Below are 25,189 nucleotides of genomic sequence, written 5' to 3' on the forward strand. Positions count from 1 at the left end.
TTGTTTTTGGAGAAAGAAAATGCGTGTCTGGATCGATGCCGACGCCTGCCCGCGGGCGGCGAAGGATCTGGTGGTGAAATTCGCCCTCAAGCGCCAGTTCGAAGTGGTGCTGGTGGCCGGGCAGCCACAAACCAAGCCGGGGCTGGCAATCGTCAAACTGATCGTGGTGCCGAGCGGGCCGGATGCGGCTGACGATTATCTGGTCGAGCATGCGGTGCCCGGTGAGCTGGTGATCTGCAGCGATATCCCGTTGGCCGACCGCTTGGTGAAGAAAGGCGTGGCAGCGCTGGATCCGCGCGGCAAGGAGTTCGATGCGCAGAACATGGGTGAGCGCCTGGCGGTGCGCAACCTGTTCACCGATCTGCGTGAACAGGGGCAGGTCAGTGGCGGCCCGGCGCCGTTTGGCGAACGGGAGAAGCAGGCGTTTGCCAATGCGCTGGACCGGATTCTGACCCGGCTCATCCGCAAGCCCTGAGCCCTACACAAGTCCCTGTGGGAGCGAGCCTGCTCGCGAAGACGGTGGGTCATTCAACACAGAGTTGCCTGATCTAGCGCTTTCGCGAGCAGGCTCGCTCCCACAGTCGGGTTTGCATGCAGGCAATGATCAGGCGTCGTTTTCGTGGGTCAACTCGAGCACGCGGTCGACCAGTTTGTTGATGCCCGACGCCGCTTCACTGATGGTCTGCGCCAGCATGTAGGCCGGGGTAGTGACGAGCTTGCGCGCCTTGTCTTCGACGATCTCGGTCACCGCGCACTCTTCGTGAGTCGCGCCCATTTTGCTCATGGCTGCGGCGGTGTCGGCATCGTTGCCGATGGTGCAGATCACGCCCGGGCCGTAGATCTTCGCTGCCAGCGCCGGGGAAATGCAGATCAGCCCGACTGGCTTGCCCGCTTCGGCAAACGCCTCGGCCAGGGCCAGCACTTCAGGTTGCACGCTGCAGCCAGCGCCTTCGATGGCGAAATTCGAAAGATTTTTCGCCGCACCGAAACCACCCGGCACGATCAGCGCGTCGAACTCCTCGACGTCGGCGTCGCGGATGTCCTTAACGTTGCCCCGGGCAATGCGCGCCGATTCCACCAGCACATTGCGCGACTCGGGCATCTCCTCGCCGGTCAGGTGATTGATCACATGCAATTGCGCGATGTTCGGCGCGAAGCACTGCACCTGCGCGCCACGTTGATCGAGGCGCAGCAGGGTGATGACGCTTTCCTGGATCTCGGCGCCGTCGTAGACGCCACTGCCGGACAGGATCACTGCAACTTTTTTGCTCATGGGTTTCTCTCCAGATTCATGGCGCTCAATGTCCACTAAATCGTCGCGCGTTGCCATAGGCGGAACGGGCGGCGGTATCGGGCACAGAACCCTCTCTTCATGGATCGCAACGGCGGCGGGGTGTTCATTTTTTGCGGGCGACGCAAGCGTGCCGGGAGGAGAAACAGGGGGGAGTGAAGACCCGGCGCACTGGGCATGGCCGCAGGCATGAGAGCGTGCGGCGCTTTATTCGGTCGGGGTCTTGGGTTCGGCTGGGCTGGACGCTTCAGCGTTGCGCAACTGTTCGGCCTCGGCGGCTTTGGCCAGTTGCTCGTCCTGATAAATCTGTTTGGCCAGGCGCGCATTCTTGAAGCGTCGGCGCAGCCACAGCCCGAGGCCGAGAATCAGCAAGGCGCCCAGTACCCACAGCTCGTATTTCTTGATGCTGCCGAGCATGCCTTCGAGCACCGCACCGAAGTGATACGCCGCCGCTGCCAGTGCCGTGGCCCAGATCGCCGCGCCGATGCCGTTGAGCAACAGATAACGGCCCGGCGGGTAACCCGACAGGCCGATCGCCACCGGCATCACCGTGCGCAGACCATAGACGAAACGGAAACTCAGGACCCAGATGTCCGGATGCTTGCGGATGTGCTCCAGCGCACGGTCGCCCATCAGCTGCCAGCGCGGTTTGCGCGCGAGCAGTTTGCGCCCGTGCTTGCGGCCGAGGAAGTACCACAGCTGATCGCCGGCATAACTGCCGCAGAAGGCCACGACCACCACCAGGTTGATGTCCATGTATCCGCGGAACGCGAGGAAGCCTGCGAGCACCAGAATGGTTTCGCCTTCGAAGAACGTGCCGAGAAACAAGGCAAAGTAGCCAAAGTCGTGCAGAAATTGTTGGAGCATTGTCTGGGTGCTGGCGAAATGAACGCGCAGCCTAACCCTTCGGACACATTCATGAAAGTGTCCAAATGTGTCTCGACGTGAACATTTCCTACGCTGACAATGGAATGCGGCTACGTGACACGGGGCACACATAACTGTCACCTGTTGGTCATAATGGCCGTCTATAACTGTCACGCTCGCCCGTTTGCCCGGGCTCAGGAGTCCGCCGTGAGCTTTACCCCCGCCAATCGTCTGTTCCCTGCCACTCGTCTGCGTCGCAACCGCCGTGATGATTTTTCGCGTCGGCTGGTACGGGAAAACGTGCTGACGGTCGATGACCTGATCCTGCCGGTGTTCGTGCTCGACGGTGAAAATCGCCGCGAAGCCGTGGCGTCGATGCCGGGCGTGGAGCGGCTGACGATCGACTTGCTGCTCGAAGAAGCGGCCAAGTGGGTCGAGTTGGGGATTCCGGCACTGGCGCTGTTCCCGGTCACTCCACCGGAACTCAAATCCCTCGACGCTGCCGAAGCCTGGAACCCGCAAGGCATTGCTCAGCGCGCTACGCGCGCGCTGCGTCAGCGTTTTCCGGAACTGGGCGTCATTACCGACGTGGCGCTGGATCCGTTCACTACTCACGGCCAGGACGGCATCCTCGACGAAGAGGGCTACGTGCAGAACGACATCACCGTCGACGCACTGGTCCGCCAGGCGCTGTCCCATGCCGAAGCCGGTGCGCAAGTCGTAGCACCGTCGGACATGATGGACGGTCGCATTCAGGCCATTCGTGAAGCGCTGGAAATTGCCGGCCACGTCAACGTGCGGATCATGGCCTACTCGGCCAAATACGCCAGCGCCTATTACGGCCCGTTCCGCGATGCGGTCGGCTCGGCCAGCAACCTCGGCAAAGCCAACAAGGCCTCCTACCAGATGGACCCGGCCAACAGCGACGAAGCGCTGCACGAAGTCGGTGCGGACTTGGCCGAAGGCGCGGACATGGTCATGGTCAAGCCCGGCATGCCGTACCTGGACATTCTTTTTCGGGTCAAAGATGCCTTCAAGGTGCCGACCTTCGTCTATCAGGTCAGTGGCGAGTACGCCATGCACATGGCCGCCATTCAGAATGGCTGGTTGAGCGAAGCGGTGATTCTTGAATCACTGACCGCCTTTAAACGTGCCGGCGCAGATGGCATCCTGACTTACTTTGCCGTTCGTGCCGCTCAATTGTTACGAGAGCAGAAATAGCCCTCCCAGGAACATGCGATGAATACCGAAGGACTCACTGAAGTTGCCGTAAAAGAAGCTCAACCGGTGGTCGAACAGATCGCCGAGACTCCGCCGGAACTCGAGCCTGCGCCACCCGCGCCGGTCGCCGAACCCGCAGCGGCGGTGCCGGCGATTGCCATTCCCGGTCTGGATGACAGCAGCCTGTACATCCACCGCGAGCTTTCGCAATTGCAGTTCAACATCCGCGTGCTGGAGCAGGCGCTGGACGAGTCCTACCCGTTGCTGGAGCGCTTGAAGTTCCTGCTGATCTTCTCCAGCAACCTTGATGAATTCTTCGAAATCCGCGTCGCCGGGCTGAAAAAGCAGATCACCTTCGCCCGTGAACAGGCCGGCGCTGATGGCTTGCAGCCGCATCAGGCGCTGGCGCGGATCAGCGAGCTGGTCCACGGTCACGTTGATCGTCAGTACGCGATCCTCAACGACATCCTCCTGCCGGAACTGGAAAAGCATCAGGTGCGCTTCATCCGTCGGCGCAACTGGACGACCAAGCTCAAGACCTGGGTGCGCCGTTATTTCCGCGACGAGATCGCGCCGATCATCACCCCGATCGGCCTCGACCCGACGCACCCGTTCCCGTTGCTGGTGAACAAGAGCCTGAACTTCATCGTCGAGCTCGAAGGTATCGACGCCTTTGGTCGTGACTCCGGTCTGGCGATCATCCCGGCGCCGCGCCTGCTGCCACGGATCATCAAGGTCCCGGAAGAAGTCGGCGGCGCCGGCGACAACTATGTGTTCCTGTCGTCGATGATTCATGCGCACGCCGATGACCTGTTCCAGGGCATGAAGGTAAAAGGCTGCTACCAGTTCCGGCTGACCCGGAACGCCGACCTCGCGCTCGACTCCGAAGACGTCGAAGACCTGGCCCGCGCCCTGCGTGGCGAGTTGTTCTCGCGGCGCTACGGTGATGCGGTGCGTCTGGAAGTTGCCGACACCTGCCCGAAACACCTCTCGGACTACTTGCTCAAGCAGTTCAACCTGAGCGAGACCGAGCTGTATCAGGTCAACGGCCCGGTCAACCTGACGCGCCTGTTCAGCATCACCGGTCTGGACAGTCACCCGGAGCTGCAATACACGCCGTTCACTCCGCAGATCCCGAAACTGCTGCAGAACAGCGAAAACATCTTCAGCGTGGTCAGCAAGCAGGACATCCTGCTGCTGCACCCGTTCGAGTCGTTCACCCCGGTGGTCGACCTGCTGCGTCAGGCGGCGAAAGACCCGCACGTTCTCGCTGTGCGTCAGACGCTGTACCGCTCCGGCGCCAACTCGGAGATCGTCGATGCGCTGGTGGACGCCGCGCGGAACGGCAAGGAAGTCACCGCGGTCATCGAACTGCGTGCGCGGTTTGACGAAGAGTCCAACCTGCAACTGGCCAGCCGCCTGCAAGCGGCCGGTGCGGTGGTGATCTACGGCGTGGTCGGCTTCAAGACCCACGCCAAGATGATGCTGATCCTGCGTCGCGAGGCCGGCGAAATCGTGCGTTACGCGCACCTCGGTACCGGTAACTATCACGCCGGTAACGCCAAGCTCTACACCGACTACAGCCTGCTGACCTCCGACGACGCCTTGTGCGAAGACGTCGGCAAACTGTTCAGCCAGTTGATCGGCATGGGCAAGACCCTGCGCATGAAAAAGCTGCTGCATGCGCCGTTCACCCTGAAGAAAGGCATGCTCGACATGATCACCCGCGAGACGCAATTTGCGCTCGACGGCAAACCGGCGCACATCATCGCCAAGTTCAACTCGCTGACCGATCCGAAGATCATCCGCGCGCTGTACAAGGCCAGCCAGTCGGGCGTGCGCATCGATCTGGTGGTGCGCGGCATGTGCTGCCTGCGGCCGGGCATCGCCGGGGTTTCGCACAACATCCACGTGCGCTCGATTATCGGCCGCTTCCTCGAGCACACGCGGGTGTTCTATTTCCTCAACGGCGGCGACGAGCAGATGTTCCTCTCCAGCGCCGACTGGATGGAGCGCAACCTCGACAAGCGCGTCGAGACTTGTTTCCCGGTGGAAGGCAAAAAATTGCTGACCCGCGTGAAGAAAGAGCTGGAGCTGTACCTGACCGACAACACCCACAGCTGGAGCCTGCAATCGGACGGTCGCTATATCCGCAACACGCCGACCGGCAACCAGAACCCACGCAGTGCACAGGCGACGTTGCTGGAGCGGTTGGGGAGTCCGATTTTGCCGGTGAGCAGCTAAAGCAAAGCCGAGAGCAAAAGCAAGAGCCCCTCACCCTAACCCTCTCCCGGAGGGAGAGGGGACTGACCGGGTTGTATGGGCGAGTTACGCCGACCTGAAATACCGAGTCGAACTCAGACCTTGAGGCCAAAGGAAATCGGCTCCCTCTCCCTCGGGAGAGGGCTGGGGTGAGGGGAAAGCGTCACCTCCGCTCCCAAGCCAAGCCCAATAAAAAGGCGATCCCAACGGATCGCCTTTTTTGTGCCTGCGATTTAACTCAGTGAACCGTCAGCACAATCCCCACCCGCGTCAGCCAGTCCGCCTCAAGCCCGAAATCCGCCTGGGTCAGCTGATTTTCATCCAGCCAGTTCTCCGGGAATTCCACCTCAAGGCTATCGCCATTGGCATGCAGCACTACCTGCGGCATCGCCTGCGTGCCGCGAATATGGTGGAACAGGATGGCAAAGCGCAGCAGCACGCACAGGCGAATCAGCTTGATGCCGTCATCGCCGAATTCGGCGAACTTGTCCTTGGGAATATTGCGCCGGTGGCCGCGTACCAGCAGAGCGAGCATCTGCTGGTCTTCGCGGGAAAAGCCGGCGAGGTCCGAATGCTCGATCAGATAGGCGCCGTGCTTGTGATAGTGATAGTGCGCGATGTCGAGGCCGACTTCGTGGACTTTCGCCGCCCAGCCCAGCAGTTCGCGCCAGATGCCGTCATCCAGCTCCCAGTCTGCCGCGACCTGATCGAACGCGTGCAAGGCTTTGCGTTCGACCCGCGCCGCTTGTTCGAGGTCAACGTGGTAGCGCTCCATCAGCGAGGTCAGGGTGCGTTCGCGCACGTCCTCGTGGTGATGGCGGCCTAGCAGGTCATAGAGCACGCCTTCACGCAGGGCGCCTTCGCAGTGATCCATGCGTTGCAGTTCGAGGGCGTCGAAGATTGCTTCGAGAATTGCCAGACCGGCCGGGAAGATCGCGCGGCGGTCAGGTTTGATGCCTTCGAAATCGATCTTGTCGACATCGCCAAGCTTGAACAGCCGGCGCTTGAGCCAGGCCAGGCCTTCGGCGTTGACTTCACCGGTGCCGTGGCCGCCGGCCTTCAGCGCCAGGCCGATCGCGCGGATGGTGCCCGAGGAGCCGATCGCTTCATCCCAGGTCAGGCGGTGCAAGGCATGCTCGATGCTCATGATCTCCAGCCGCGCCGCGGTGTACGCCTGAGCGTAACGGGCCGGGGTGATCTTGCCGTCCTTGAAATAGCGCTGGGTGAAGCTGACGCAGCCCATCTGCAGACTTTCGCGCAGCAGTGGCTCGAAGCGCTGACCAATGATGAACTCGGTACTGCCGCCGCCGATGTCGGCGACCAGACGTTTGCCCGGTGTGTCGGCGAGAGTGTGAGAAACGCCGAGGTAGATCAGACGTGCCTCTTCGCGGCCGGAGATGACTTCCACCGGGTGGCCGAGGATTTCTTCGGCGCGGTGAATGAATTCGATCCGGTTGCGCGCTTCACGCAGGGCGTTGGTACCGACGATGCGCACGGCGCCCAGCGGCATACCGTTGATCAGTTGAGCGAAGCGCTTGAGGCAGTCGAGACCGCGCTGCATCGATTCTTCGTTGAGCTGGCGCGCGTCGTCGATGCCGGCGGCCAGTTGCACCTTCTCGCCGAGGCGCTCGAGGATGCGGATTTCGCCGTTCTGGGCCTTGGCCACGACCATATGAAAGCTGTTGGAGCCCAGGTCGATTGCGGCGATCAGGGACAGATTCTTGGCTTGGGATTGCGGCATGGTCAGGGGGTCTCGGTCGATAACCCTGCCATCGTGCCACGATCACACGCTGACGCCAACGCGCACGGCGCAAACCCTTGATACACCGATGAAAGTCGGTGACCGCCGCGCGGTCAATCGCGGGCAAGCCCGCTCCCACAGGTTTTAGCGCTGAACGCACGATTCTGTTCCTGCATCGAACCCTGTGGGAGCGGGCTTGCCCGCGATGAGGCCCTCAAAGGCACCACACATCTTTCAGGCAGTCGCTTCGACGGTACCAATAAAGTTCGCCAGCTCCGCCGTCTGCGGATTGGCGAACAAGACCTTCGGATCGCCCACTTCATGCACCTTGCCGTGGTGCATGAACACCAGTTTGTCGCCGACTTCGCGGGCGAAGCGCATTTCGTGGGTGACCATGATCAGCGTCATGCCTTCCTTGGCCAGTTGCCGGACCACGGCGAGCACTTCGTTAACCAGTTCCGGGTCGAGCGCCGAGGTGATCTCGTCACACAACAGCACCTTGGGCGACATCGCCAAGGCCCGGGCGATTGCTACGCGCTGCTGCTGGCCGCCGGACAGCCGATCCGGGAAGGCGTCGAATTTCTCGCCCAGGCCGACCCGCTCGAGCATCTCGCGCGCCAGTTCGGCCGCTTTGGCCTTCGGCACTTTCTGCACCACCTGGGGCGCGAGCATGACGTTTTCGCCCACGGTCAGGTGCGGGAACAGGTTGAACTGCTGAAACACCATGCCGACTTTCTGCCGCAGGCTGCGCAGGTCGGCGCGGGCGGCGTCGAGGTATTCGCCGTCGACTTCGATCACCCCGTCATTGATCGACTCCAGCCCATTGAGCGTGCGCAACAGGGTCGATTTGCCCGAGCCGCTGCGGCCGATGATCGCCACCACCTGGCCTTCCTCGACGCTGAGGTCGATGCCTTTGAGAACGTGGTGATCGCCGTAGTATTTATGCAGGGCGGAAATTCTAAGCAGAGGCATGCAGTCTCCTTTCCAGGTAGCGCGCACTGAGGGACAAGGGGTAGCAGAGCAGGAAATAGCCGAGGGCGACGAGGCCGTAGACCATGAACGGTTCGAACGTGGCATTGGCGAGCATGCCGCCGGTCTTGGTCAGTTCGGTGAAGCCGATGATCGAGGTCACAGCAGTGCCTTTGACCACCTGCACCGAGAAGCCCACGGTCGGCGCCACGGCGATGCGCAGCGCCTGCGGCAGGATCACGTAACGCAATTGCTCCAGCGGATTGAGCGCCAGGCTCGCCGAGGCTTCCCACTGGCCATGGGGGATCGACTCGACGCAACCGCGCCAGATCTCCGCCAGATAGGCGCTGGTGAACAGGGTCAGAGCAATCGCTGCGGCCATCCACGGCGAGATTTCGACCCCGGCCAGGGCCACGCCGAAGAACACCAGAAACAGCTGCATCAACAGCGGCGTGCCCTGAAACAGCTCGATCCAGGTCCGGGCAATGCTGCTCGGCAGCGAGTTTTTCGAAATGCGCATGATCAGGATCAGCAACCCGACGATGCCGCCGCCAATGAACGCCACCAGCGACAGCGCCAGTGTCCATTGCAGGCCGGTGAGCAGGTTGCGCAGGATGTCCCAGAAGGTGAAGTCGCTCATGCCCGGCTCCTGCTGATATAGCGCCGGCCGATCCAGTTGAGCAGTTGGCGGATCAGCAGCGCCATGCACAAATAGATCAGCGTGGTCAGCGCATAGGTTTCAAAGGCGCGGAAGTTGCGCGACTGAATGAAGTTGGCGGCGAAGCTCAGCTCTTCGGTGGCGATCTGCGAACACACCGCCGAGCCGAGCATGACGATGATGATCTGGCTGCTCAGCGCCGGCCAGACCTTGCCCAGCGCCGGCAGCAGCACCACATGCCGGAACGCTTCAAAACGACTCATCGCCAGCGCGGCAGCCGCCTCCAGCTGTCCGCGCGGAATCGCCTGAATGCCGGCACGGATGATTTCGGTCGAGTAAGCGCCAAGGTTGATCACCATCGCCAGCACCGCCGCCTGCCACTCGGAAATCTGCACGCCGAGCGACGGCAAGCCGAAGAAAATAAAGAACAACTGCACCAGAAACGGCGTGTTGCGGATCAACTCGACGTAGACGCCGAAAATCGCCGCGAACGGGCGGATATTCCACGCCCGCACCAGCGCGCCGACAATGCCGACGCCGACCCCGAGCACCGCACCAATGGCGGTCAGCTCAAGGGTGAACAGCGCGCCTCGCAGCAGCAGGTCAGTGTTTTCCACCACCGGCAGGAAATCGAACTGATAAGCCATGAGAAGTCTCCCGCGTCGTCGATCAGAGATCGGCCGGCAGCGGTTCTTTCAACCAGGTCTGCGCATTCTTTTCCAACGCACCGTCAGCCTTGGCGGTGGTCAGGATGTCGTTGACCTTGGCCAGCAGCGCGGCTTCGTTCTTGTTCACGCCGACATACACCGGAGAATCCTTGAGCTTCACTTTCAGTGCCGGCACGCGTTTCGGGTTCTTCTCGCTGATCGCGACCATCACCACGTTGCCGCTGGCGATCAGGTCGACTTGCCCTGCGAGGTAGGCGGCGATGGTCGAGTTGTTGTCCTCGAAGCGCTTGATCGTGACGCCTTCGGGGGCGACTTTGCTCAGCTCGATGTCTTCGATGGCGCCACGGGTGACGCTGATGGTTTTGCCTTTGAGGTCGTCGAGGGTGCTGATCGCGGCGTCCGGCGGGCCGAACACGGCGAGGTAGAACGGGGCGTAGGCGCGGGAGAAGTCGATGACCTTCTCGCGCTCGGGGTTCTTGCCGAGGCTGGAGATCACCAGATCGACCTTGCCGGTTGTGAGGAACGGAATGCGGTTGGTGCTGTTGACCGGAGTCAGCTCAAGTTTGACCTTGAGCTGGTCGGCCAGCAGCTTCGCGGTGTCGATGTCCAGGCCGCGGGGTTTCATGTCCGGGCCGACCGAACCGAACGGCGGGAAGTCCTGGGGCACCGCGACTTTCAGTGTGCCGCGTTTGACCACGTCGTCCAGACCGTCGGCGTGAGCGGGGGCCTGGCACAGCAACAGGCCGGCAAACAGGGAAGCGAGGAGGGCGCTGTAACGCTGGGTCATGGACAATCTCCGGATCGGCGGGAAGTGATTTCTGCGATCAGACAGAGCATGGGCCGTGCCAAGACTGCGCTTTCATTGCCCCAGGCCGCGGTTTCAGCGGCTTCGTTCGGTCTTACTGGTCTGAACAGTCAAGAGGCTTTTCGCACCCCGATGGCGCATCGCCGGTGCGCACCGAACCCCGCTGGGGCACGACTTGCCGGGCCCGCCGAATAGTTTTACAACTAGCCGCACATTGACCCTGGCGCGTCCGAAAAACCATGAACTCGATTTCCCGTGCGGTACCCGAAGTGGCGCTGCAAGCGATCCGCAAACTGATCACCGAACAGGGCTTCGGCGCCGGCGATGCCTTGCCGTCGCAACGGGATCTGGCCCTGCAGCTGGGCGTCAGCCGCGCGTCGTTGCGGGAGGCGCTGTCGTCGCTGAGTGCGCTGGGTGTGGTCAGTATCCAGCCGGGCAAAGGGGTGTTCGTGCAGGCCCCGGTGGAACTGGCCAATGGCGACAGCGCACCGGGCTGGGCCTTTGCGGCACAGGCCTCGCCGCTGGATATCTTTCAGTTGCGCTATGCGCTGGAAGGGTTTGCCGCGGGGCTGGCGGCGGTGACGTTGAGTACGTTCGACCTGGATGCGCTGGAGGACAATGTTGCGGCGATGCGTGAGCAATTGCGCGCCGGCGATTTCGAAGCAGCGGCAAAACTCGATTTCGAATTTCATCGACGGATTCTGCTGGCCAGCGGCAATCAGGCGATGCTGAGCATCCTCACGGCCAGCGCCGAAATCTTTCTCGAGAGCCAGAAACTACCGTTCATCCGCGCCGAGCGCGCCCTGGAAACCTGGCAGGAACACCGCAAGATCCTCCGCGCCCTCACACGCCGCGCGTCAGCTGCGGCGCAGAAAGCCATGCAGGAACACGTGCGCAACGCCGCCCTGCGCACCGGAATTACCTTCATCGCCCCCGCCGCCGGCTGACTTGAACCATATCCAAACTCATCAGTCACCATAGCAAGACTCAATCAACTGCGGCTTCCTGAACAGGGGAAGGGCGGCTATGATGGGCCACGTTTTTTTGCTTACAACCTGGAGAATTCCATGAGCAGCGATCTGATCAAACACGTTAGCGACGCTAGCTTCGAAGCCGACGTACTCAAGGCCGAAGGCGCTGTCCTGGTCGACTACTGGGCTGAATGGTGCGGCCCTTGCAAAATGATCGCACCGGTTCTGGACGAGATTGCCGAGACCTACAAGGGCAAGCTGACCGTCGCCAAACTGAACATCGACGAAAACCAGGAAACCCCGGCCAAGCACGGCGTGCGCGGTATCCCGACGCTGATGCTGTTCAAGAACGGCAACGTTGAAGCGACCAAGGTCGGCGCACTGTCGAAGTCGCAGCTGGCGGCTTTCCTCGACGCCAACATCTAAGCGTCACGGTAAACGTTAAAAAAAGCCCCGCAAATCGCGGGGCTTTTTGCGTATTCAGGGCTAGACGCTCCGAAACTCAGGTGGTACATTCGGCCCCGCACTGGTTTCTCCACTGCCCCCTGCTAGCCGTCGCCGACGCACTCCTTTTCGAATTAGTTCGCGATCCTGTCGCCTTCTCCGCGGCGCGGCCTCATTAAGCCAAAAGCTTAATTTCCCCCCCTCCATAAATGATTACGTCATTCCTATATGAATCTGACTGAACTCAAGCAAAAGCCGATTACCGAACTGCTCGAATTAGCCGAACAGATGGGCATAGAAAATATGGCCCGTTCGCGCAAGCAGGACGTGATTTTCTCCCTGCTGAAAAAACACGCGAAAAGCGGCGAGGAAATCTCCGGTGATGGCGTGCTGGAGATTCTCCAGGACGGCTTCGGCTTCCTGCGCTCCGCAGACGCTTCCTACCTGGCCGGCCCGGACGATATCTACGTCTCGCCGAGCCAGATCCGCCGCTTCAACTTGCGCACCGGTGACACCATCGTTGGCAAGATCCGCCCTCCGAAGGAAGGCGAGCGGTATTTCGCACTGCTCAAGGTCGATACGATCAACTTCGATCGTCCGGAGAACGCGAAAAACAAGATTCTCTTTGAGAACCTGACCCCGCTGTTCCCGACCGTGCGCATGAAGATGGAAGCCGGTAACGGTTCCACCGAAGACCTGACCGGTCGGGTGATCGACCTGTGCGCGCCGATCGGCAAGGGCCAGCGCGGTCTGATCGTTGCACCGCCAAAAGCCGGTAAGACGATCATGCTGCAGAACATCGCGGCGAACATCGCGCGTAACAACCCTGAAGTGCACCTGATCGTGCTGCTGATCGACGAACGTCCGGAAGAAGTGACCGAAATGCAGCGCACCGTGCGCGGCGAAGTGGTTGCCTCGACGTTCGACGAGCCGCCGACCCGTCACGTTCAAGTGGCCGAAATGGTGATCGAGAAGGCCAAGCGTCTGGTCGAACACAAGAAAGATGTGGTGATCCTGCTCGACTCGATCACCCGTCTGGCCCGCGCCTACAACACCGTGATCCCGAGCTCCGGCAAGGTCCTGACTGGTGGTGTCGATGCCCACGCTCTGGAGAAGCCGAAGCGTTTCTTCGGTGCCGCGCGTAACATCGAAGAAGGCGGTTCGCTGACCATTATCGCCACCGCGCTGGTTGAAACCGGCTCGAAGATGGACGAAGTGATCTACGAAGAGTTCAAGGGTACCGGCAACATGGAACTGCCGCTGGATCGCAAGATCGCCGAAAAGCGTGTGTTCCCGGCCATCAACATCAACCGCTCCGGCACCCGCCGCGAAGAGTTGCTGACCGCCGACGACGAACTGCAGCGCATGTGGATCCTGCGCAAGCTGCTCCACCCGATGGACGAAGTCGCTGCCATCGAGTTCCTGGTCGACAAGCTGAAAACGACCAAGACCAACGACGAGTTCTTCTTGTCGATGAAGCGCAAGTAACACGCAAGCCGTTGAAAGAAGCGCTCCGTAAGGGGCGCTTTTTTTGCCCGCGATTTATTTGTATCTGGATTGAAGTTTGCCCGACTGATAACTTCGCGCCTTCAAGGGACTTTGTATCCAGAACAGGTAAGGTTTTACATGCACACGTTTGGCAATCGCCGTGATATCGACGGTTTACGCGCACTCGCGGTTCTTCCCGTCGTGCTGTTCCATTTCGGATTCAATACATTCAGCGGCGGCTTTGTCGGCGTCGACGTTTTTTTCGTCATCTCCGGTTTTCTGATCACCTCGATCCTGTTCCGTGAAATCAGTGCCCAGCGCTTCAGTTTCCTCGATTTCTGGGGTCGTCGCGCCCGACGCATCCTGCCGGCACTGACCGTGGTCGTGGTGGTGACGCTGGCGCTGGGCTGGTTACTGCTGACCGCCAAGGACCTGTCCGATCTGGGGCGGACGATCCGTTACCAGTCGCTGTTCATTTCCAACATTCTGTTCATGCGCGAGGACGGCTACTTCGAACCGGCCTCCGATCTCAAACCCTTATTGCATACCTGGTCGCTGGCCGTTGAGGAGCAGTACTACATCTTCTTCCCGCTGATGATGGTGCTGTTGATGCGCTATGTCCGGCACTGGCGCTGGATGCTGTTCGCCGTGCTGCTGGTGTCGTTCGGGCTGAACATCGTCTACATCGAGCGGCGCCCGGAATTCGCCTTCTTCTCTCTGCCGACCCGCGCCTGGGAATTGCTCTGCGGCGCCATGCTCGCGGTACTGCCGGTGGCCAAACATGCGCCGCGGCTGTGGGTCCGGCAAACGGTCGGCCTGGGCGGGCTGGCGGCGGTGCTGCTGGCGGTTTTCACCTTTGACAAATCCACGGTGTTCCCGGGCTGGGCAGCCCTGCTGCCAGTACTCGGTACGACTGCCTTGATCTGGTCAGGTGCGCGCGGCCCGACACTGGCTGGCCAGGTGTTGAGCCTGCGGCCGATGGTGTGGATCGGTCTGCTGTCCTATTCGTTGTATCTGTGGCACTGGCCGATTTACGTGTATGCCAACGCGATCTCGATCGATGGCATCCAGCCGCTCGAAGCATTTGGCTGGATCGCCCTGGCCGTGGCACTGGCGTGGCTGAGCCTGCGCTATGTCGAATTGCCGTTTCGCGAAAAGCGTGTGTTTGCCAGCCGTAACTCGGTGTTGGTCGGTGGCCTGGTGTCCATCGCCGCGCTGGCGGTGGTTGGCTCGGCCATCCGTTCGGCCGACGGCGTGCCGCAGCGTCTGAGCGGCAAAGCACTTGAATATGCACAGTCCCAGGAATGGAACGCCGGGCAAATGAAGTGCATGCACATGAGCAAGGACAAGACCCTGGACAAGGCCTGTCGCGTGGGCGGTGACCAACAGATCGCGCCGACCAAGATGTTCTGGGGCGACAGCCACACCGCCGCGCTGCTGCCGGCCATCGAAGGCAACAGCCAGCGTGACGGCCAGCCCGTTTGGCTGTATAGCCTGACTGGGTGCCCGCCGATCATCGACGACGCCTTGCGTGCGCAGTGCAAGCAGTTCAATCAGCGCAACATGCAGCTGGTCCGCGATCTGGGCATCAAGGATGTGGTGCTGGCGGCGAACTGGAGCCTTTACGTCTACGGGCGTGAGGACGGCGACGGCGACAAGCAGTTCCTGCTCGATCCCTCACGCAATGTGGCGCAATCGGAGCAACGCATGGCGGCGGCGATCAAGGCGCAAGTCAGCGAACTGCGCGAAGCGGGGGTACAAGTCTGGCTGTTCAAGGAAGTGCCGTTGCAGCACAAGAGCTACATCAGCCGCTTGACCAGCCTGGCGCGAATTGGTCGCTCGGCCGAAGGACTGGGTCGCCCGCTGGCTGAGCATCTGGCACGGCAGCAGTTTTTCACCGGTCTGTTCGGCTCGATGAGCGCCGCCGACCCTGGCGTGCATGTCATCGACCCGACGCCGCTGATGTGCAAGGACGGTCTGTGCATGATCGATGTCGGCGGCCATTCGCAATACAAGGATGCCGATCATCTTTCCGACGCCGGCAGCGCGCGTTTGAGCCCGCTGTTTGCGCCGATGTTGCTGGGCACCAGCCGCCAATGAGCGATGCCGGGCACTGACGGGCTGCTGTTTGCCCGTCAGAGCAGGTAGGATGTACGCCTATTTTGAGGGTGCCATCGTCAATGAAATTCAAGGATCTTCGGGATTTCGTGCAGCAGCTTGAGCAGCGCGGAGAGTTGAAACGCATCCAGATTCCCGTCTCGCCGGTGCTGGAGATGACTGAGGTGTGCGATCGCACGCTGCGGGCCAAGGGCCCGGCGCTGCTGTTCGAGAAACCCACCGGCTACGACATTCCGGTGCTCGGCAACCTGTTCGGCACGCCCGAGCGGGTGGCCATGGGCATGGGCGCCGAGTCGGTCAGCGAGCTGCGCGAGATCGGCAAGCTGCTGGCCTTCCTCAAGGAGCCGGAGCCACCGAAGGGCTTGAAAGACGCGTGGTCGAAACTGCCGATTTTCCGCAAGATCATTTCGATGGCGCCGAAAGTCGTCAAGGACGCGGTGTGCCAGGAAGTGGTCATCGAAGGTGATGATGTCGATCTGGCGATGCTGCCGGTACAGACCTGCTGGCCCGGCGACGTCGGCCCGCTGATCACCTGGGGCCTGACCGTCACCAAAGGCCCGAACAAGGAACGCCAGAATCTCGGTATCTATCGTCAGCAAGTGATCGGCCGCAACAAGGTGATCATGCGCTGGCTCAGCCACCGTGGCGGCGCCCTCGATTTCCGCGAATGGTGCGAAAAGCATCCGGGCCAGCCGTTCCCGGTGTCCGTGGCCCTTGGCGCCGACCCGGCGACCATTCTCGGTGCGGTAACGCCGGTGCCGGACAGCCTCTCCGAATACGCCTTTGCCGGTCTGTTGCGCGGTAACCGCACCGAACTGGTCAAATGCCGTGGCAACGATCTGCAAGTGCCCGCCACCGCCGAAATCATCCTCGAAGGCGTGATCCATCCCGGCGAGATGGCCGATGAAGGCCCGTACGGCGACCACACCGGTTATTACAACGAAGTCGACAGCTTTCCGGTATTCACCGTCGAGCGCATCACCCACCGGATCAAGCCGATCTACCACAGCACCTACACCGGCCGGCCGCCGGATGAGCCGGCGATTCTCGGCGTGGCGCTGAACGAAGTGTTCGTACCGATTCTGCAGAAGCAGTTCCCGGAGATCACCGACTTCTACCTGCCGCCGGAAGGCTGCTCGTACCGCATGGCCGTGGTGACGATGAAGAAGTCGTATCCGGGGCATGCCAAGCGCGTGATGCTCGGTGTCTGGTCGTTTTTGCGACAGTTCATGTATACCAAGTTCGTTATCGTCACTGACGACGATATCAACGCCCGTGACTGGAACGATGTGATCTGGGCCATCACCACGCGCATGGACCCCAAGCGCGACACGGTGATGATCGACAACACCCCGATCGACTATCTGGATTTCGCCTCGCCGATTTCCGGCCTGGGCTCGAAAATGGGCCTGGATGCCACCCACAAGTGGCCGGGCGAAACCACCCGCGAGTGGGGCCGCGTGATCGTCAAGGACGACGCCGTGACTCAACGGATCGATGCCATCTGGAATCAGTTAGGAATAGATTGATGCGTGTAACCCTGCAGCCTTCCGGAGCAGTGCTCGAGATACAGCCCGGTGAGCGGATTCTCGACGGCGCGCGGCGCCTGGGCTTCGATTGCCCGCAAAGCTGCCGCAACGGCAATTGTCACGTGTGCGCGGCGCTGCTGGTTGAAGGTCGCGTCGAGCAGGACGGCCAGGTCCATGATCACGGCGAGTTCTACACCTGCATCGCCGAGCCGCTGGAAGACTGCGTGCTGCTCTGGGATGGCGTGCTTGCGCTCGGCGAGCTGCCGGTGCGCAGCCTGGCCTGCCAGGTCATCGAATGCCGCGAAGTGGGCGGCGACACCTGGCGCGTGCGTCTGCGTGCGCCGGCCGGAAAACCGCCGCGTTATCACGCCGGGCAATATCTGATGATCGAACGCGAGAGCGGCGAGAAATCAGCGTTCTCCATGGCCTCTGCGCCGCACGGCGGGCGTGATCTGGAAATCCATGTGCTGGCGCGCGAAGCCAGTGCGCTGAGCCTGATCGAGCAGCTGCAACGCAACCCGATGGTGCGCGTCGAGTTGCCGTTCGGCGACACCCATCTGGCTGAACTGCCTGACGGCCCTTTGGTACTCGTCGCCGCCGGCACCGGCATGGGCCAGATTCACAGCCTGATCGAGCACTGCCGCGCCAATGGCTTCAAGCACCCGGTGCATCTGTATTGGGGCGTGCGCCGTCCGGAAGATTTCTACCAGATCGAACATTGGGATGAATGGCTGAAACTGCCCAACCTGTTCCTGCACAAGGTCGTCAGCGATCAGTGCGGCTGGGAAGGGCGCTGCGGCATGCTGCACGAAGCGGTGTGCGAAGACTTCGCCGATCTCAAGCCTTTGCACGTCTACGCCAGCGGTTCACCGGCCATGGTCTACGGCACCCTGGACGCGCTGGTCGAGGCGGGGATGGATGCCCATCAAATGCGCGCTGACGTATTTGCCTACGCACCGCGTTCCTGATTCCATATAACGTCATATATAGCCGATCGGTATTTAAGTAATGGCATAAATATCGGTAGGTTATATATCCATCAGGCAGTTAGATAATCGTTGTGCCATGGCACTTAATTTGCCTGAAAACATATGTGCCTTATTGTTACAGCGGTGCGTTCTATTAGTAATTCTTCACCCGCGGGGAGCTGAACGCTATTCGCCATGAGCGCCATTGAAAACGCTTTTCTGAACCTGGCTTACCCTCCGCGGCTCGAACTCGGGCCGCAGTTGACCCACGAGCAATTGCTTGCCTCCATGCAATCGACCATGGCGCGCCACAAGGGCGGGCCGGTGTGGCTGTTCGCATACGGTTCGTTGATCTGGCGCCCGGAATGCACGGCGGTCGAAAGAATGCGCGGTCGCGTGCACGGTTATCACCGTGGGCTCTATTTGTGGTCGCATGAACACCGCGGCACGCCGGAGATGCCCGGGCTGGTGTTCGGTCTGGATCGGGGCGGTTCATGCAGCGGCTTCGCTTATCGGCTGCCCGAAGACAATCTCGATTCCGCGCTGTACGCCTTGTGGAAACGCGAGATGCCGGTGCCGTCGTATCGGCCGCACTGGCTCAACTGCCGGCTCGAAGATGGCACTCAGGTGCAGGCGTTGGGTTTTGTCCTGGAGCGGCACCTGCCCAGCTATGCCGGCAACCTGCCGGACCATGTGCTGAGCCAGGTATTCGCCAGCGCCAGCGGGCGTTACGGCACCACTCGCGATTATGTCGAGCAGACCGCACACGCCCTGCGCAGCCACGCCATGCCGGATCGAAATCTGGAGGCGCGGCTCAAGCGCTGTCAGTCAACCTGCGATCAGGCGACCGCTTCACGGCTCTGACTGGCGACTTGCTTGTGCCACAGCGTTGGGGCCAGGAAGGCCATTGCCAACAGGCAAGCGCCGACCAGCAAGACGAACCCGCCATCCCAGCCGAAGTGGTCGACGGTGTAACCCATCGCCGCACTGGCCGCCACCGAACCGCCCAGATAACCGAACAGACCGGTGAAACCCGCTGCGGTACCAGCGGCTTTCTTCGGTGCCAGTTCCAGCGCCTGCAGACCGATCAGCATCACCGGGCCGTAGATCAGGAAGCCGATCGACAGCAGGGCGATCATGTCGACCATCGGGTTGCCAGCCGGATTCAGCCAGTAAACCAGGGTCGCGACCGTTACCAGAGCCATGAACACCATGCCGGTCAGGCCACGGTTGCCGCGGAAGATCTTGTCCGACATCCAGCCGCACAGCAGCGTGCCCGGGATACCTGCCCACTCATAGAAGAAATACGCCCACGAGGTTTTGTCCACGGTGAAGCCCTTGGCTTCTTTCAGGTAGGTCGGCGCCCAGTCCAGCACGCCATAGCGCAGCAGGTAGACGAAGACGTTGGCGAGGGCGATGTACCAGAGCATTTTGTTGCGCAGCACGTATTTGACGAAGATTTCCTTGGCGCTGAATTCGTCTTCGTGGCTGGCATCGTAGCCTTCCGGGTAATCGTTCTTGTACTGCTCGATCGGCGGCAGGCCGACCGATTGCGGGGTGTCGCGCATGGTGATGAAAGCAAACACCGCCACGCCCAGCGCCACCGCCGCCGGTACGTAGAACGCCGCGTGCCAGTCGTTGAACAGGCCCATACCGATCAGAAACAGCGGGCCGATCAGGCCGCCACCGACGTTGTGCGCCACGTTCCACACCGAGACCACGCCGCCACGTTCCTTCTGCGACCACCAGTGCACCATGGTCCGCCCGCTCGGCGGCCAGCCCATACCCTGCGCCCAGCCGTTGATGAACAACAGAATGAACATCATGGTCACGCTGGATGTTGCCCATGGCGCGAAACCGAAAATGAACATCACCCCGGCCGACACCAGCAGGCCGAAAGGCAGGAAGAAGCGCGGGTTGGAACGGTCGGACACCAGGCCCATGAGGAATTTCGACAGGCCGTAGGCGATGGCGATCGCCGACATCGCCAGACCCAGGTCACCGCGGCTGTAGCCTTCGTCGATCAGGTACGGCATGGCCAGCGAGAAGTTCTTGCGCAGCAGGTAGTAACCGGCATAGCCGATGAAGATACCGGCGAAGATCTGCCAGCGCAGGCGCCGGTAGGTGCTGTCTATTTTTTCTTCAGGCAAAGGAGCCTGATGTGCGGCAGGACGAAAGAAAGCAAACATTCAAGAGCTCCAGTTTTCTTGTTTTGACTGCGGATGCGAATGTTACAGTTTCGTTACTGAAAATAGCACCGCTTCATGTCGGCTAAAAAGCGGAAATGTGGGCAGTCGAGCGTTCCTTTATGAACATGTCGCTCAGACGTAAGAGCAGGGCGTTGTGGGAATAGTTACCGTGGCCGGTTTCTGCGGTTTTTCGGGGTATTTAAGGTCATGTCTTTCGGAAATGTCCTGCGCGTGAACAGGACGTCAGCAACTGCTCAAGCCTGCGACGACGACCTAACCTGATTGCTTTTCCAGGCTCGAACCGAGCGCAAGGGAGCGATATGAACTGGATAGGCATGCTGTTGCTGTTGCTGTTGGTGTCAGCCACTACGAGTCAGGCAGGTGAAGTGTTTCTGATCCCCGAATCCAATCCCGGTCCTGAGTATCCGCGGGTATTGCAGCGAGCCGGAATCACCGGAGACGTGAGGGTCTCATTCACCGTGCATGCCGATGGCTCGGTGAACAAAGTCAGTGTCCTGCAAAGTGATCACCCGGCGCTGGCGGAGTCCGCCCTGGCGGCGGTCAAGGACTGGCGATTCAAGCCGTGGACGGTCGAGGGCGATAAACCGGCCGAGCAGGAGGTTGTCGCGCCGCTGGGCTTTCGCCTCCAGGCCCCACCCGGCATCAATCAATGGATCAAGGCGCTACCGTGTCGAGAGGTGAATGCCCACCTGGCGAATGTGGCGGAATATTCCTGGGTCGATTCCCTGCCGTTCCATTACACACGTGGCTACCTGTCGAATACGTTCTTCCAGCATCAGTTATCGAACGAGCAACGTTTGTCTCTTATCGCCAAGCTCAACCGAAGGGTATCTGACATCGTTGTACGGTGTCGGGAGCGGCCCACGAGCAAGTTCATGACTTTGCTACCTGAGGACATTCGCCAGCTTTTATGAGTCGCGGCCTCAAGCGCCAGAACGATCCGGGCGACTGCCCCGGATCGCTCTGTGGGCTCAGCGCACCTGCACCACGACCTTACCGACTGCCTTGCGCCGCCCCAGATCATTGATCGCCTGCGCCGCATGGCTCAGTGGATAAACCTGCGATACCAGCGGTTTCAACTTGCCCTCGGCGAACCAGCCGAACAGTTGCGCAAAGTTGGCCGCGTTGTCCTGCGGCTGGCGCTGGGCGAATGAGCCCCAGAACACGCCGAGCACGGCCGCGCCTTTGAGCAACGCGAGGTTGACCGGCAGCTCTGGTATGCGCCCGCTGGCGAAGCCGACCACCAGCAGCCTGCCGTTCCAGGCGATGGCGCGGATGGCCTGATCGAACAGGTCGCCGCCGACCGGGTCGTAGATCACGTCGGCGCCCTGGCCGTCGGTGAGGCGTTTGATTTCATCCTTCAGATTGGCTTCGCTGTAATTGATCAGCTCATCGGCGCCAGCGGCTTTGGCTACTTCGAGCTTTTCGGCGCTGCTGGCCGCAGCGATGACCCGCGCGCCCATGGCCTTGCCGATTTCCACTGCCGCCAGACCGACACCGCCGGAGGCACCAAGCACCAGTAAGGTTTCACCTGGCTGCAGGTTGGCGCGTTGCTTGAGCGCGTGCATCGAGGTGCCATAAGTCATGCTGAACGCGGCGGCCGTATTGAAATCCATCGACGGCGGAATCGGCAGCACGTTGTAGCCGGGCACCGCGACCTGCTCGGCAAAACTGCCCCAGCCGGTCAGGGCCATGACCCGGTCGCCGACTTTCAGGTGGCTGATCTTTTCCCCGACTTCGCGAACCACGCCAGCCGCTTCACCACCCGGCGAGAACGGGAAGGGCGGCTTGAACTGGTACTTGCCCTCGATGATCAGCGTGTCCGGGAAATTGACCCCGGCGGCGTGCACGTCCAGCAGGATTTCATTCTTCTTGGCGACAGGGCTGGCGACGTCTTCCAGCACCAGCGATTCGGCAGGGCCGAAGGCTTTGCACAGCACGGCTTTCATCAGGGCTATTCCTTTGGGAGTGATGGCCGATAAGTGTAGGTGTGTGAATCAACGGGTCAACGAGCATGCCCGGCCCTGATAGTCAGGCATAAGCTTGTGCTTGTGCGGCGGGTCGTTATGCTAGGCCGCAAACCGGATAAGGAGCGAATTGTGAAAGCGTGGATCATGTTGTTGCTGGCCCTGTCTCTGCCTGTGGCAGCGCTGGCCGAAGAAGCCAAAGAAGGCGAAGCGCCGAAGGTCAATTACATCACCCTGAGCCCGCCGTTCGTCGGCAATTACGGCCTCGATGGCACGCCCAAGCTCAAGGTCTACAAGGCCGATGTGGCCCTGCGCGTGACCGGTGAAGAAGCGACCAAACTGGTCAAGGCCAACGAGCCGCTGATCCGCAATCAATTGGTGGCACTGTTCACGCAGCAGAGCACCGAAGCGATGGGCAGCATCGAAGGCAAGGAAAAACTGCGTCAGGAAGCGCTGAAGCAGACGCAGCAAGTGATGAATGATGAGACCGGCAAGCCGGTGGTTGAGGATCTGTTGTTCAACAACCTGATCATCCAGTAAGTCTTGTGTTGTCCGGGCTGGCCCCATCGCTGGCAAGCCAGCTCCCACAGGTTTTTCGGATGGTCACAAATTATGTGCCCACTGAAAATCCCTGTGGGAGCTGGCTTGCCAGCGATTGCATTTTTGGCAGGCGCCAAATGAATCAGGGCTTGAGCGCAATCACCGCCGCCCACTGCTCCGCTGTCACCGGCATCACCGACAACCGCGAGCCCTTCTGCACCAGTGGCATCTCGGCCAGCGCGGTCTGCTGCTTCAGATAATCCAGTTTCAGCACTCGCGCAAACGTCTCGACGTGCTCGACATCAATCGCGCTCCAGGCGTTTTTCTCCGCCGTAGCCTTGGGATCGAAGTAATGACTTTCCGGCTCCAGTGCGGTGGGGTCCGGGTACGCCGCTTCGATGATCCTGCCGATGCCGGCAATCCCCGGCTCCGGGCAACTGGAATGATAGAAAAAGAATTCATCGCCTACCGCCATTGCCCGCAGGAAATTGCGCGCCTGATAATTGCGAACCCCGTCCCAGCGCGCCTTGCCGAGCTTCTCCAGGCCTTTGATCGAGAGCTCGTCGGGCTCGGATTTCATCAGCCAATAGGCCATGTTGGGTGCTCCTGAAACGGTCGTTGGGCAGGTTGTCGGGCAATTTTATGACAAACCGACAGTCGGTTGACGTCAGCGTTTGCGCACAGGTTCACGTTGTCGCAAAATGCCGGCCTTTAAAGCTTGACGCTGCTGCACGGCCTACACACGGAAACCGCTGCTGTCATCGTGATGATGTGCCTTGAGGGGGGCAATCGATGAAACGCAAACCGGATCTACTATGGACTTTGGTAATTTTGTTCGGCCTGGGCGTCGTGACCACCGGTTACGCGCAGAGCCTGTGGGCGAACAAGGCGGATGCACCGATTGAGATTGCACAACAAGTGCAACAGTCGACGGCCTTCAAGCGCTGAAACAGTCTTCTTCGACGCCGCTGTTCTGGCGGCGTCCTGTCACGCGAAATACCACGCCTTGTCGGTGACCGTGCCCTGTAACGGTACATCCCAGCTCGCCTGCGCCAGACGTTCGACCTTCTGACATTCATGGGCCAGGCCCAATAGCGTCGGCTTGCGCCAGTTCTGGCGCCGACCCAGATAGGCGAGGCTGCGATCATAGAAACCGCCGCCCATGCCCAGTCGCCCGCCGACATCGTCGAACCCGACCAGTGGCAACAGCACCAGATCCAGTGCCCAGACCTTGCGTTGCCGACTCAGATTGGCCTGCGGCTCGAGAATGCGAAAGCGATTGGGTTTGAGCTTTTCACCGGGACGAACCCGCTGGAAAACCATCTTGGTCCGCGGCCAGGCGCTGAGTACCGGCAGATAGGTTGCCTTGCCCCGGCGCTGGGCTTCGCGCAGCAGCAGACGCGGATCGATTTCGCCGTCGGTGGGCAGATAGAGGGAAATGTGTTTCGCCCGACGAAAATGCGGGTCTTGCGCCAGTTGCCGGAACAGGCCTTTGGCAGCCTGGTGTTGCTCGGCTTTGCTCAGCGAGCGGCGCGCCTTGCGCAGCAGGCGGCGGAGTTGCGGGCGGGGCAGCAGCGCGGGTTCGGTCATGGTTCGGCTTCGGCAGGGTGGAGCGAAAACGTACGCATAAAAAATCCGATGTCGGCATAAACCGACATCGGATTCGAATCAGGCTCCCCGGATGTACCGCTGTCAACTCAGCCCTTGAACCCGAAAGTTCAAGGTGGAAGAAGCAGTAGACTTTAAGGCTTTCCGTCTAGCGGACATGCACACCAGCCCAACGTGCAACTTCCAGGGTAGTGCGAATCGGCTCCGGGACATCGTCAACTGGCAAGCACCCCAGGGAGTGCCGCGAGTATACCTCAAGCTGCCAGGCGAATCAGCCCTTGACGGTGCTCTGATCGTCGGCCAGGACCAGATCGACACGATCGAGCAAGTCGCGCACCTGTTCGCGGGTCGAACCGCTGGCCTGGATGTCCGGGCGCTCTTCTTTGTGCAACAGGTCGTGGGTGATGTTCAGCGCGGCCATCACGGCAATGCGATCGGCGCCGATGACTTTGCCGCTGCTGCGGATCTCGCGCATCTTGCCGTCGAGGTAGCGCGCGGCACTGACCAGATTGCTGCGTTCTTCCGGCGGGCAGATGATCGAATATTCTTTGTCGAGGATCTGCACGGTGACGCTATTGCTTGAACTCATGAGTCTTGCTCCAGGGCCTTGAGGCGCGAAATCATCGATTCGACCTTACGCCGGGCGATTTCGTTTTTTTCAATGAGGTGAGCGCGTTCCTCGCGCCAGGTCTTTTCCTGAGCTAGTAAGAGTGCGTTTTGACTCTTTAGTTGCTCGACTCGGCCAATCAGCAGTTCGAGTCTGGCCATCAGCGCTTGCAGGTCGGTGTCTTCCATTGTGTCCACTGGGTTGGAGTCTGTCTGATGGGATAGCTGGCGGACAGCCTTTAATAGTCTTGGCGAGTC

26 protein-coding genes and 1 other RNA gene are annotated in these 25,189 nt (G+C 60.8%); 13 read left to right on the forward strand and 14 right to left on the reverse strand.

Going from position 1 to position 25,189, the window contains the following annotated elements; all coding sequences use genetic code 11:
• Positions 1-19: 19 nt before the first annotated feature.
• Complete coding sequence (locus M0746_RS26770; RefSeq protein WP_258451207.1) at positions 20-475, forward strand: YaiI/YqxD family protein; 456 nt, start codon at positions 20-22, stop codon at positions 473-475.
• A gap of 129 nt (positions 476-604) precedes the next feature.
• Here M0746_RS26770 and elbB read toward each other — a convergent pair whose 3' ends face one another.
• Together elbB and M0746_RS26780 are read right to left on the reverse strand one after the other, a co-directional pair.
• The gene (gene elbB, locus M0746_RS26775; protein WP_258451208.1) at positions 605-1,273 is read right to left on the reverse strand and encodes an isoprenoid biosynthesis glyoxalase ElbB; all 669 of its coding nucleotides are present in this window, start codon (positions 1,271-1,273) and stop codon (positions 605-607) included.
• Positions 1,274-1,498: 225 nt separating this feature from the next.
• Positions 1,499-2,158, reverse strand: a complete 660-nt coding sequence (locus tag M0746_RS26780; protein WP_203419945.1) for a DedA family protein — start codon at positions 2,156-2,158, stop codon at positions 1,499-1,501.
• Between the two features lie 207 nt (positions 2,159-2,365).
• Here M0746_RS26780 and hemB point away from each other — a divergent pair, with 207 nt between their 5' ends.
• Complete coding sequence (gene hemB, locus M0746_RS26785; RefSeq protein ID WP_093097196.1) at positions 2,366-3,379, forward strand: porphobilinogen synthase; 1,014 nt, start codon at positions 2,366-2,368, stop codon at positions 3,377-3,379.
• An 18-nt stretch (positions 3,380-3,397) separates the two neighbouring features.
• A complete protein-coding gene (gene ppk1 / locus M0746_RS26790; protein WP_208939307.1) occupies positions 3,398-5,623 on the forward strand; it encodes a polyphosphate kinase 1 in 2,226 nt (741 codons plus the stop codon).
• 256 nt (positions 5,624-5,879) lie between these two features.
• Here the strand turns inward: ppk1 and ppx are convergent, their stop codons facing one another.
• The 5 genes from ppx to M0746_RS26815 all read right to left on the reverse strand — a co-directional run bounded on the left by ppx (position 5,880) and on the right by M0746_RS26815 (position 10,464).
• Entirely contained in the window at positions 5,880-7,382 is a 1,503-nt protein-coding gene (ppx, locus tag M0746_RS26795; RefSeq protein WP_208939308.1) for an exopolyphosphatase, read from the reverse strand.
• 234 nt (positions 7,383-7,616) lie between these two features.
• Positions 7,617-8,354 (reverse strand): amino acid ABC transporter ATP-binding protein, encoded by a 738-nt coding sequence (locus M0746_RS26800; RefSeq protein ID WP_203419941.1) that lies wholly within the window; start codon positions 8,352-8,354, stop codon positions 7,617-7,619.
• Positions 8,341-8,991, reverse strand: coding sequence for an amino acid ABC transporter permease (locus M0746_RS26805; RefSeq protein ID WP_208939309.1), 651 nt, complete (start codon positions 8,989-8,991; stop codon positions 8,341-8,343). The genes M0746_RS26800 and M0746_RS26805 overlap by 14 nt, the downstream gene beginning before the upstream one ends.
• Positions 8,988-9,656: an amino acid ABC transporter permease gene (locus tag M0746_RS26810; protein ID WP_090287369.1), complete on the reverse strand. Its 669-nt coding sequence runs from the start codon at positions 9,654-9,656 to the stop codon at positions 8,988-8,990. Before M0746_RS26810 ends, M0746_RS26805 begins: the two co-directional genes overlap by 4 nt.
• A 22-nt stretch (positions 9,657-9,678) precedes the next feature.
• The gene (locus tag M0746_RS26815; RefSeq protein ID WP_258451209.1) at positions 9,679-10,464 is read right to left on the reverse strand and encodes a transporter substrate-binding domain-containing protein; all 786 of its coding nucleotides are present in this window, start codon (positions 10,462-10,464) and stop codon (positions 9,679-9,681) included.
• Between the two features lie 257 nt (positions 10,465-10,721).
• On the opposite strand from M0746_RS26815, the gene M0746_RS26820 reads away from it, so the two are divergent.
• From M0746_RS26820 to M0746_RS26850, 7 genes are all read left to right on the forward strand, one after another.
• Positions 10,722-11,429, forward strand: a complete 708-nt coding sequence (locus tag M0746_RS26820; RefSeq protein WP_258451210.1) for a FadR/GntR family transcriptional regulator — start codon at positions 10,722-10,724, stop codon at positions 11,427-11,429.
• A gap of 120 nt (positions 11,430-11,549) precedes the next feature.
• Entirely contained in the window at positions 11,550-11,879 is a 330-nt protein-coding gene (gene trxA, locus M0746_RS26825) for a thioredoxin TrxA (RefSeq protein WP_003206727.1), read from the forward strand.
• Between the two features lie 246 nt (positions 11,880-12,125).
• The gene (gene rho, locus M0746_RS26830) at positions 12,126-13,385 is read left to right on the forward strand and encodes a transcription termination factor Rho (protein ID WP_003229334.1); all 1,260 of its coding nucleotides are present in this window, start codon (positions 12,126-12,128) and stop codon (positions 13,383-13,385) included.
• Between the two features lie 138 nt (positions 13,386-13,523).
• Positions 13,524-15,485 (forward strand): acyltransferase family protein, encoded by a 1,962-nt coding sequence (locus M0746_RS26835; RefSeq protein ID WP_258451211.1) that lies wholly within the window; start codon positions 13,524-13,526, stop codon positions 15,483-15,485.
• Positions 15,486-15,565: 80 nt separating this feature from the next.
• Positions 15,566-17,032, forward strand: coding sequence for a 4-hydroxy-3-polyprenylbenzoate decarboxylase (gene ubiD / locus M0746_RS26840; protein ID WP_039757427.1), 1,467 nt, complete (start codon positions 15,566-15,568; stop codon positions 17,030-17,032).
• Positions 17,032-18,000: a CDP-6-deoxy-delta-3,4-glucoseen reductase gene (locus M0746_RS26845; RefSeq protein WP_258451212.1), complete on the forward strand. Its 969-nt coding sequence runs from the start codon at positions 17,032-17,034 to the stop codon at positions 17,998-18,000. The genes ubiD and M0746_RS26845 overlap by 1 nt, the downstream gene beginning before the upstream one ends.
• A 195-nt stretch (positions 18,001-18,195) precedes the next feature.
• Positions 18,196-18,864, forward strand: a complete 669-nt coding sequence (locus M0746_RS26850) for a gamma-glutamylcyclotransferase (RefSeq protein WP_258451213.1) — start codon at positions 18,196-18,198, stop codon at positions 18,862-18,864.
• Here the strand turns inward: M0746_RS26850 and glpT are convergent.
• Positions 18,840-20,189 (reverse strand): glycerol-3-phosphate transporter, encoded by a 1,350-nt coding sequence (gene glpT, locus M0746_RS26855; protein ID WP_024014747.1) that lies wholly within the window; start codon positions 20,187-20,189, stop codon positions 18,840-18,842. The genes M0746_RS26850 and glpT overlap by 25 nt on opposite strands.
• 320 nt (positions 20,190-20,509) lie before the next feature.
• Here glpT and M0746_RS26860 point away from each other — a divergent pair, with 320 nt between their 5' ends.
• Positions 20,510-21,124, forward strand: a complete 615-nt coding sequence (locus M0746_RS26860) for an energy transducer TonB (protein WP_258451214.1) — start codon at positions 20,510-20,512, stop codon at positions 21,122-21,124.
• A 57-nt stretch (positions 21,125-21,181) separates the two neighbouring features.
• Here the strand turns inward: M0746_RS26860 and M0746_RS26865 are convergent, their stop codons facing one another.
• Positions 21,182-22,159, reverse strand: coding sequence for an NADPH:quinone oxidoreductase family protein (locus tag M0746_RS26865; protein WP_258451215.1), 978 nt, complete (start codon positions 22,157-22,159; stop codon positions 21,182-21,184).
• Positions 22,160-22,309: 150 nt separating this feature from the next.
• On the opposite strand from M0746_RS26865, the gene M0746_RS26870 reads away from it, so the two are divergent.
• Positions 22,310-22,717: a flagellar basal body-associated protein FliL gene (locus M0746_RS26870; protein WP_041476900.1), complete on the forward strand. Its 408-nt coding sequence runs from the start codon at positions 22,310-22,312 to the stop codon at positions 22,715-22,717.
• Between the two features lie 142 nt (positions 22,718-22,859).
• Here M0746_RS26870 and M0746_RS26875 read toward each other — a convergent pair whose 3' ends face one another.
• Positions 22,860-23,312, reverse strand: a complete 453-nt coding sequence (locus M0746_RS26875) for an EVE domain-containing protein (RefSeq protein ID WP_093097240.1) — start codon at positions 23,310-23,312, stop codon at positions 22,860-22,862.
• A gap of 197 nt (positions 23,313-23,509) precedes the next feature.
• Between M0746_RS26875 and M0746_RS26880 the strand changes: the two genes are divergently transcribed.
• A complete protein-coding gene (locus M0746_RS26880; protein ID WP_090287349.1) occupies positions 23,510-23,665 on the forward strand; it encodes a hypothetical protein in 156 nt (51 codons plus the stop codon).
• A gap of 39 nt (positions 23,666-23,704) precedes the next feature.
• Here M0746_RS26880 and M0746_RS26885 read toward each other — a convergent pair whose 3' ends face one another.
• The 4 genes from M0746_RS26885 to M0746_RS26900 all read right to left on the reverse strand — a co-directional run bounded on the left by M0746_RS26885 (position 23,705) and on the right by M0746_RS26900 (position 25,120).
• Positions 23,705-24,307 (reverse strand): 5-formyltetrahydrofolate cyclo-ligase, encoded by a 603-nt coding sequence (locus M0746_RS26885; protein ID WP_258451216.1) that lies wholly within the window; start codon positions 24,305-24,307, stop codon positions 23,705-23,707.
• Positions 24,308-24,387: 80 nt separating this feature from the next.
• A non-coding RNA gene (gene ssrS / locus M0746_RS26890) (6S RNA) lies at positions 24,388-24,566 on the reverse strand.
• Positions 24,567-24,596: 30 nt separating this feature from the next.
• Complete coding sequence (locus tag M0746_RS26895) at positions 24,597-24,914, reverse strand: cell division protein ZapA (RefSeq protein ID WP_208939322.1); 318 nt, start codon at positions 24,912-24,914, stop codon at positions 24,597-24,599.
• Positions 24,911-25,120: a TIGR02449 family protein gene (locus tag M0746_RS26900; protein WP_007911197.1), complete on the reverse strand. Its 210-nt coding sequence runs from the start codon at positions 25,118-25,120 to the stop codon at positions 24,911-24,913. The genes M0746_RS26895 and M0746_RS26900 overlap by 4 nt, the downstream gene beginning before the upstream one ends.
• Positions 25,121-25,189: the final 69 nt, after the last annotated feature.

Origin of the sequence: Pseudomonas sp. S11P7 (genome assembly GCF_023195435.1) — a bacterium.
Lineage (GTDB): Bacteria > Pseudomonadota > Gammaproteobacteria > Pseudomonadales > Pseudomonadaceae > Aquipseudomonas > Aquipseudomonas fluorescens_G.

Coding starts and splice junctions, on each gene's coding strand:
- M0746_RS26770 (WP_258451207.1), top strand. CDS start 20: ATGCGTGTCTGGATCGATGCCGACGCCTGCCCGCGGGCGGCGAAGGAT.
- elbB (WP_258451208.1), bottom strand. CDS start 1,273: ATGAGCAAAAAAGTTGCAGTGATCCTGTCCGGCAGTGGCGTCTACGAC.
- M0746_RS26780 (WP_203419945.1), bottom strand. CDS start 2,158: ATGCTCCAACAATTTCTGCACGACTTTGGCTACTTTGCCTTGTTTCTC.
- ppk1 (WP_208939307.1), top strand. CDS start 3,398: ATGAATACCGAAGGACTCACTGAAGTTGCCGTAAAAGAAGCTCAACCG.
- ppx (WP_208939308.1), bottom strand. CDS start 7,382: ATGCCGCAATCCCAAGCCAAGAATCTGTCCCTGATCGCCGCAATCGAC.
- M0746_RS26800 (WP_203419941.1), bottom strand. CDS start 8,354: ATGCCTCTGCTTAGAATTTCCGCCCTGCATAAATACTACGGCGATCAC.
- M0746_RS26805 (WP_208939309.1), bottom strand. CDS start 8,991: ATGAGCGACTTCACCTTCTGGGACATCCTGCGCAACCTGCTCACCGGC.
- M0746_RS26810 (WP_090287369.1), bottom strand. CDS start 9,656: ATGGCTTATCAGTTCGATTTCCTGCCGGTGGTGGAAAACACTGACCTG.
- M0746_RS26815 (WP_258451209.1), bottom strand. CDS start 10,464: ATGACCCAGCGTTACAGCGCCCTCCTCGCTTCCCTGTTTGCCGGCCTG.
- M0746_RS26820 (WP_258451210.1), top strand. CDS start 10,722: ATGAACTCGATTTCCCGTGCGGTACCCGAAGTGGCGCTGCAAGCGATC.
- trxA (WP_003206727.1), top strand. CDS start 11,550: ATGAGCAGCGATCTGATCAAACACGTTAGCGACGCTAGCTTCGAAGCC.
- rho (WP_003229334.1), top strand. CDS start 12,126: ATGAATCTGACTGAACTCAAGCAAAAGCCGATTACCGAACTGCTCGAA.
- M0746_RS26835 (WP_258451211.1), top strand. CDS start 13,524: ATGCACACGTTTGGCAATCGCCGTGATATCGACGGTTTACGCGCACTC.
- ubiD (WP_039757427.1), top strand. CDS start 15,566: ATGAAATTCAAGGATCTTCGGGATTTCGTGCAGCAGCTTGAGCAGCGC.
- M0746_RS26845 (WP_258451212.1), top strand. CDS start 17,032: ATGCGTGTAACCCTGCAGCCTTCCGGAGCAGTGCTCGAGATACAGCCC.
- M0746_RS26850 (WP_258451213.1), top strand. CDS start 18,196: ATGAGCGCCATTGAAAACGCTTTTCTGAACCTGGCTTACCCTCCGCGG.
- glpT (WP_024014747.1), bottom strand. CDS start 20,189: ATGTTTGCTTTCTTTCGTCCTGCCGCACATCAGGCTCCTTTGCCTGAA.
- M0746_RS26860 (WP_258451214.1), top strand. CDS start 20,510: ATGAACTGGATAGGCATGCTGTTGCTGTTGCTGTTGGTGTCAGCCACT.
- M0746_RS26865 (WP_258451215.1), bottom strand. CDS start 22,159: ATGAAAGCCGTGCTGTGCAAAGCCTTCGGCCCTGCCGAATCGCTGGTG.
- M0746_RS26875 (WP_093097240.1), bottom strand. CDS start 23,312: ATGGCCTATTGGCTGATGAAATCCGAGCCCGACGAGCTCTCGATCAAA.
- M0746_RS26880 (WP_090287349.1), top strand. CDS start 23,510: ATGAAACGCAAACCGGATCTACTATGGACTTTGGTAATTTTGTTCGGC.
- M0746_RS26885 (WP_258451216.1), bottom strand. CDS start 24,307: ATGACCGAACCCGCGCTGCTGCCCCGCCCGCAACTCCGCCGCCTGCTG.
- M0746_RS26895 (WP_208939322.1), bottom strand. CDS start 24,914: ATGAGTTCAAGCAATAGCGTCACCGTGCAGATCCTCGACAAAGAATAT.
- M0746_RS26900 (WP_007911197.1), bottom strand. CDS start 25,120: ATGGAAGACACCGACCTGCAAGCGCTGATGGCCAGACTCGAACTGCTG.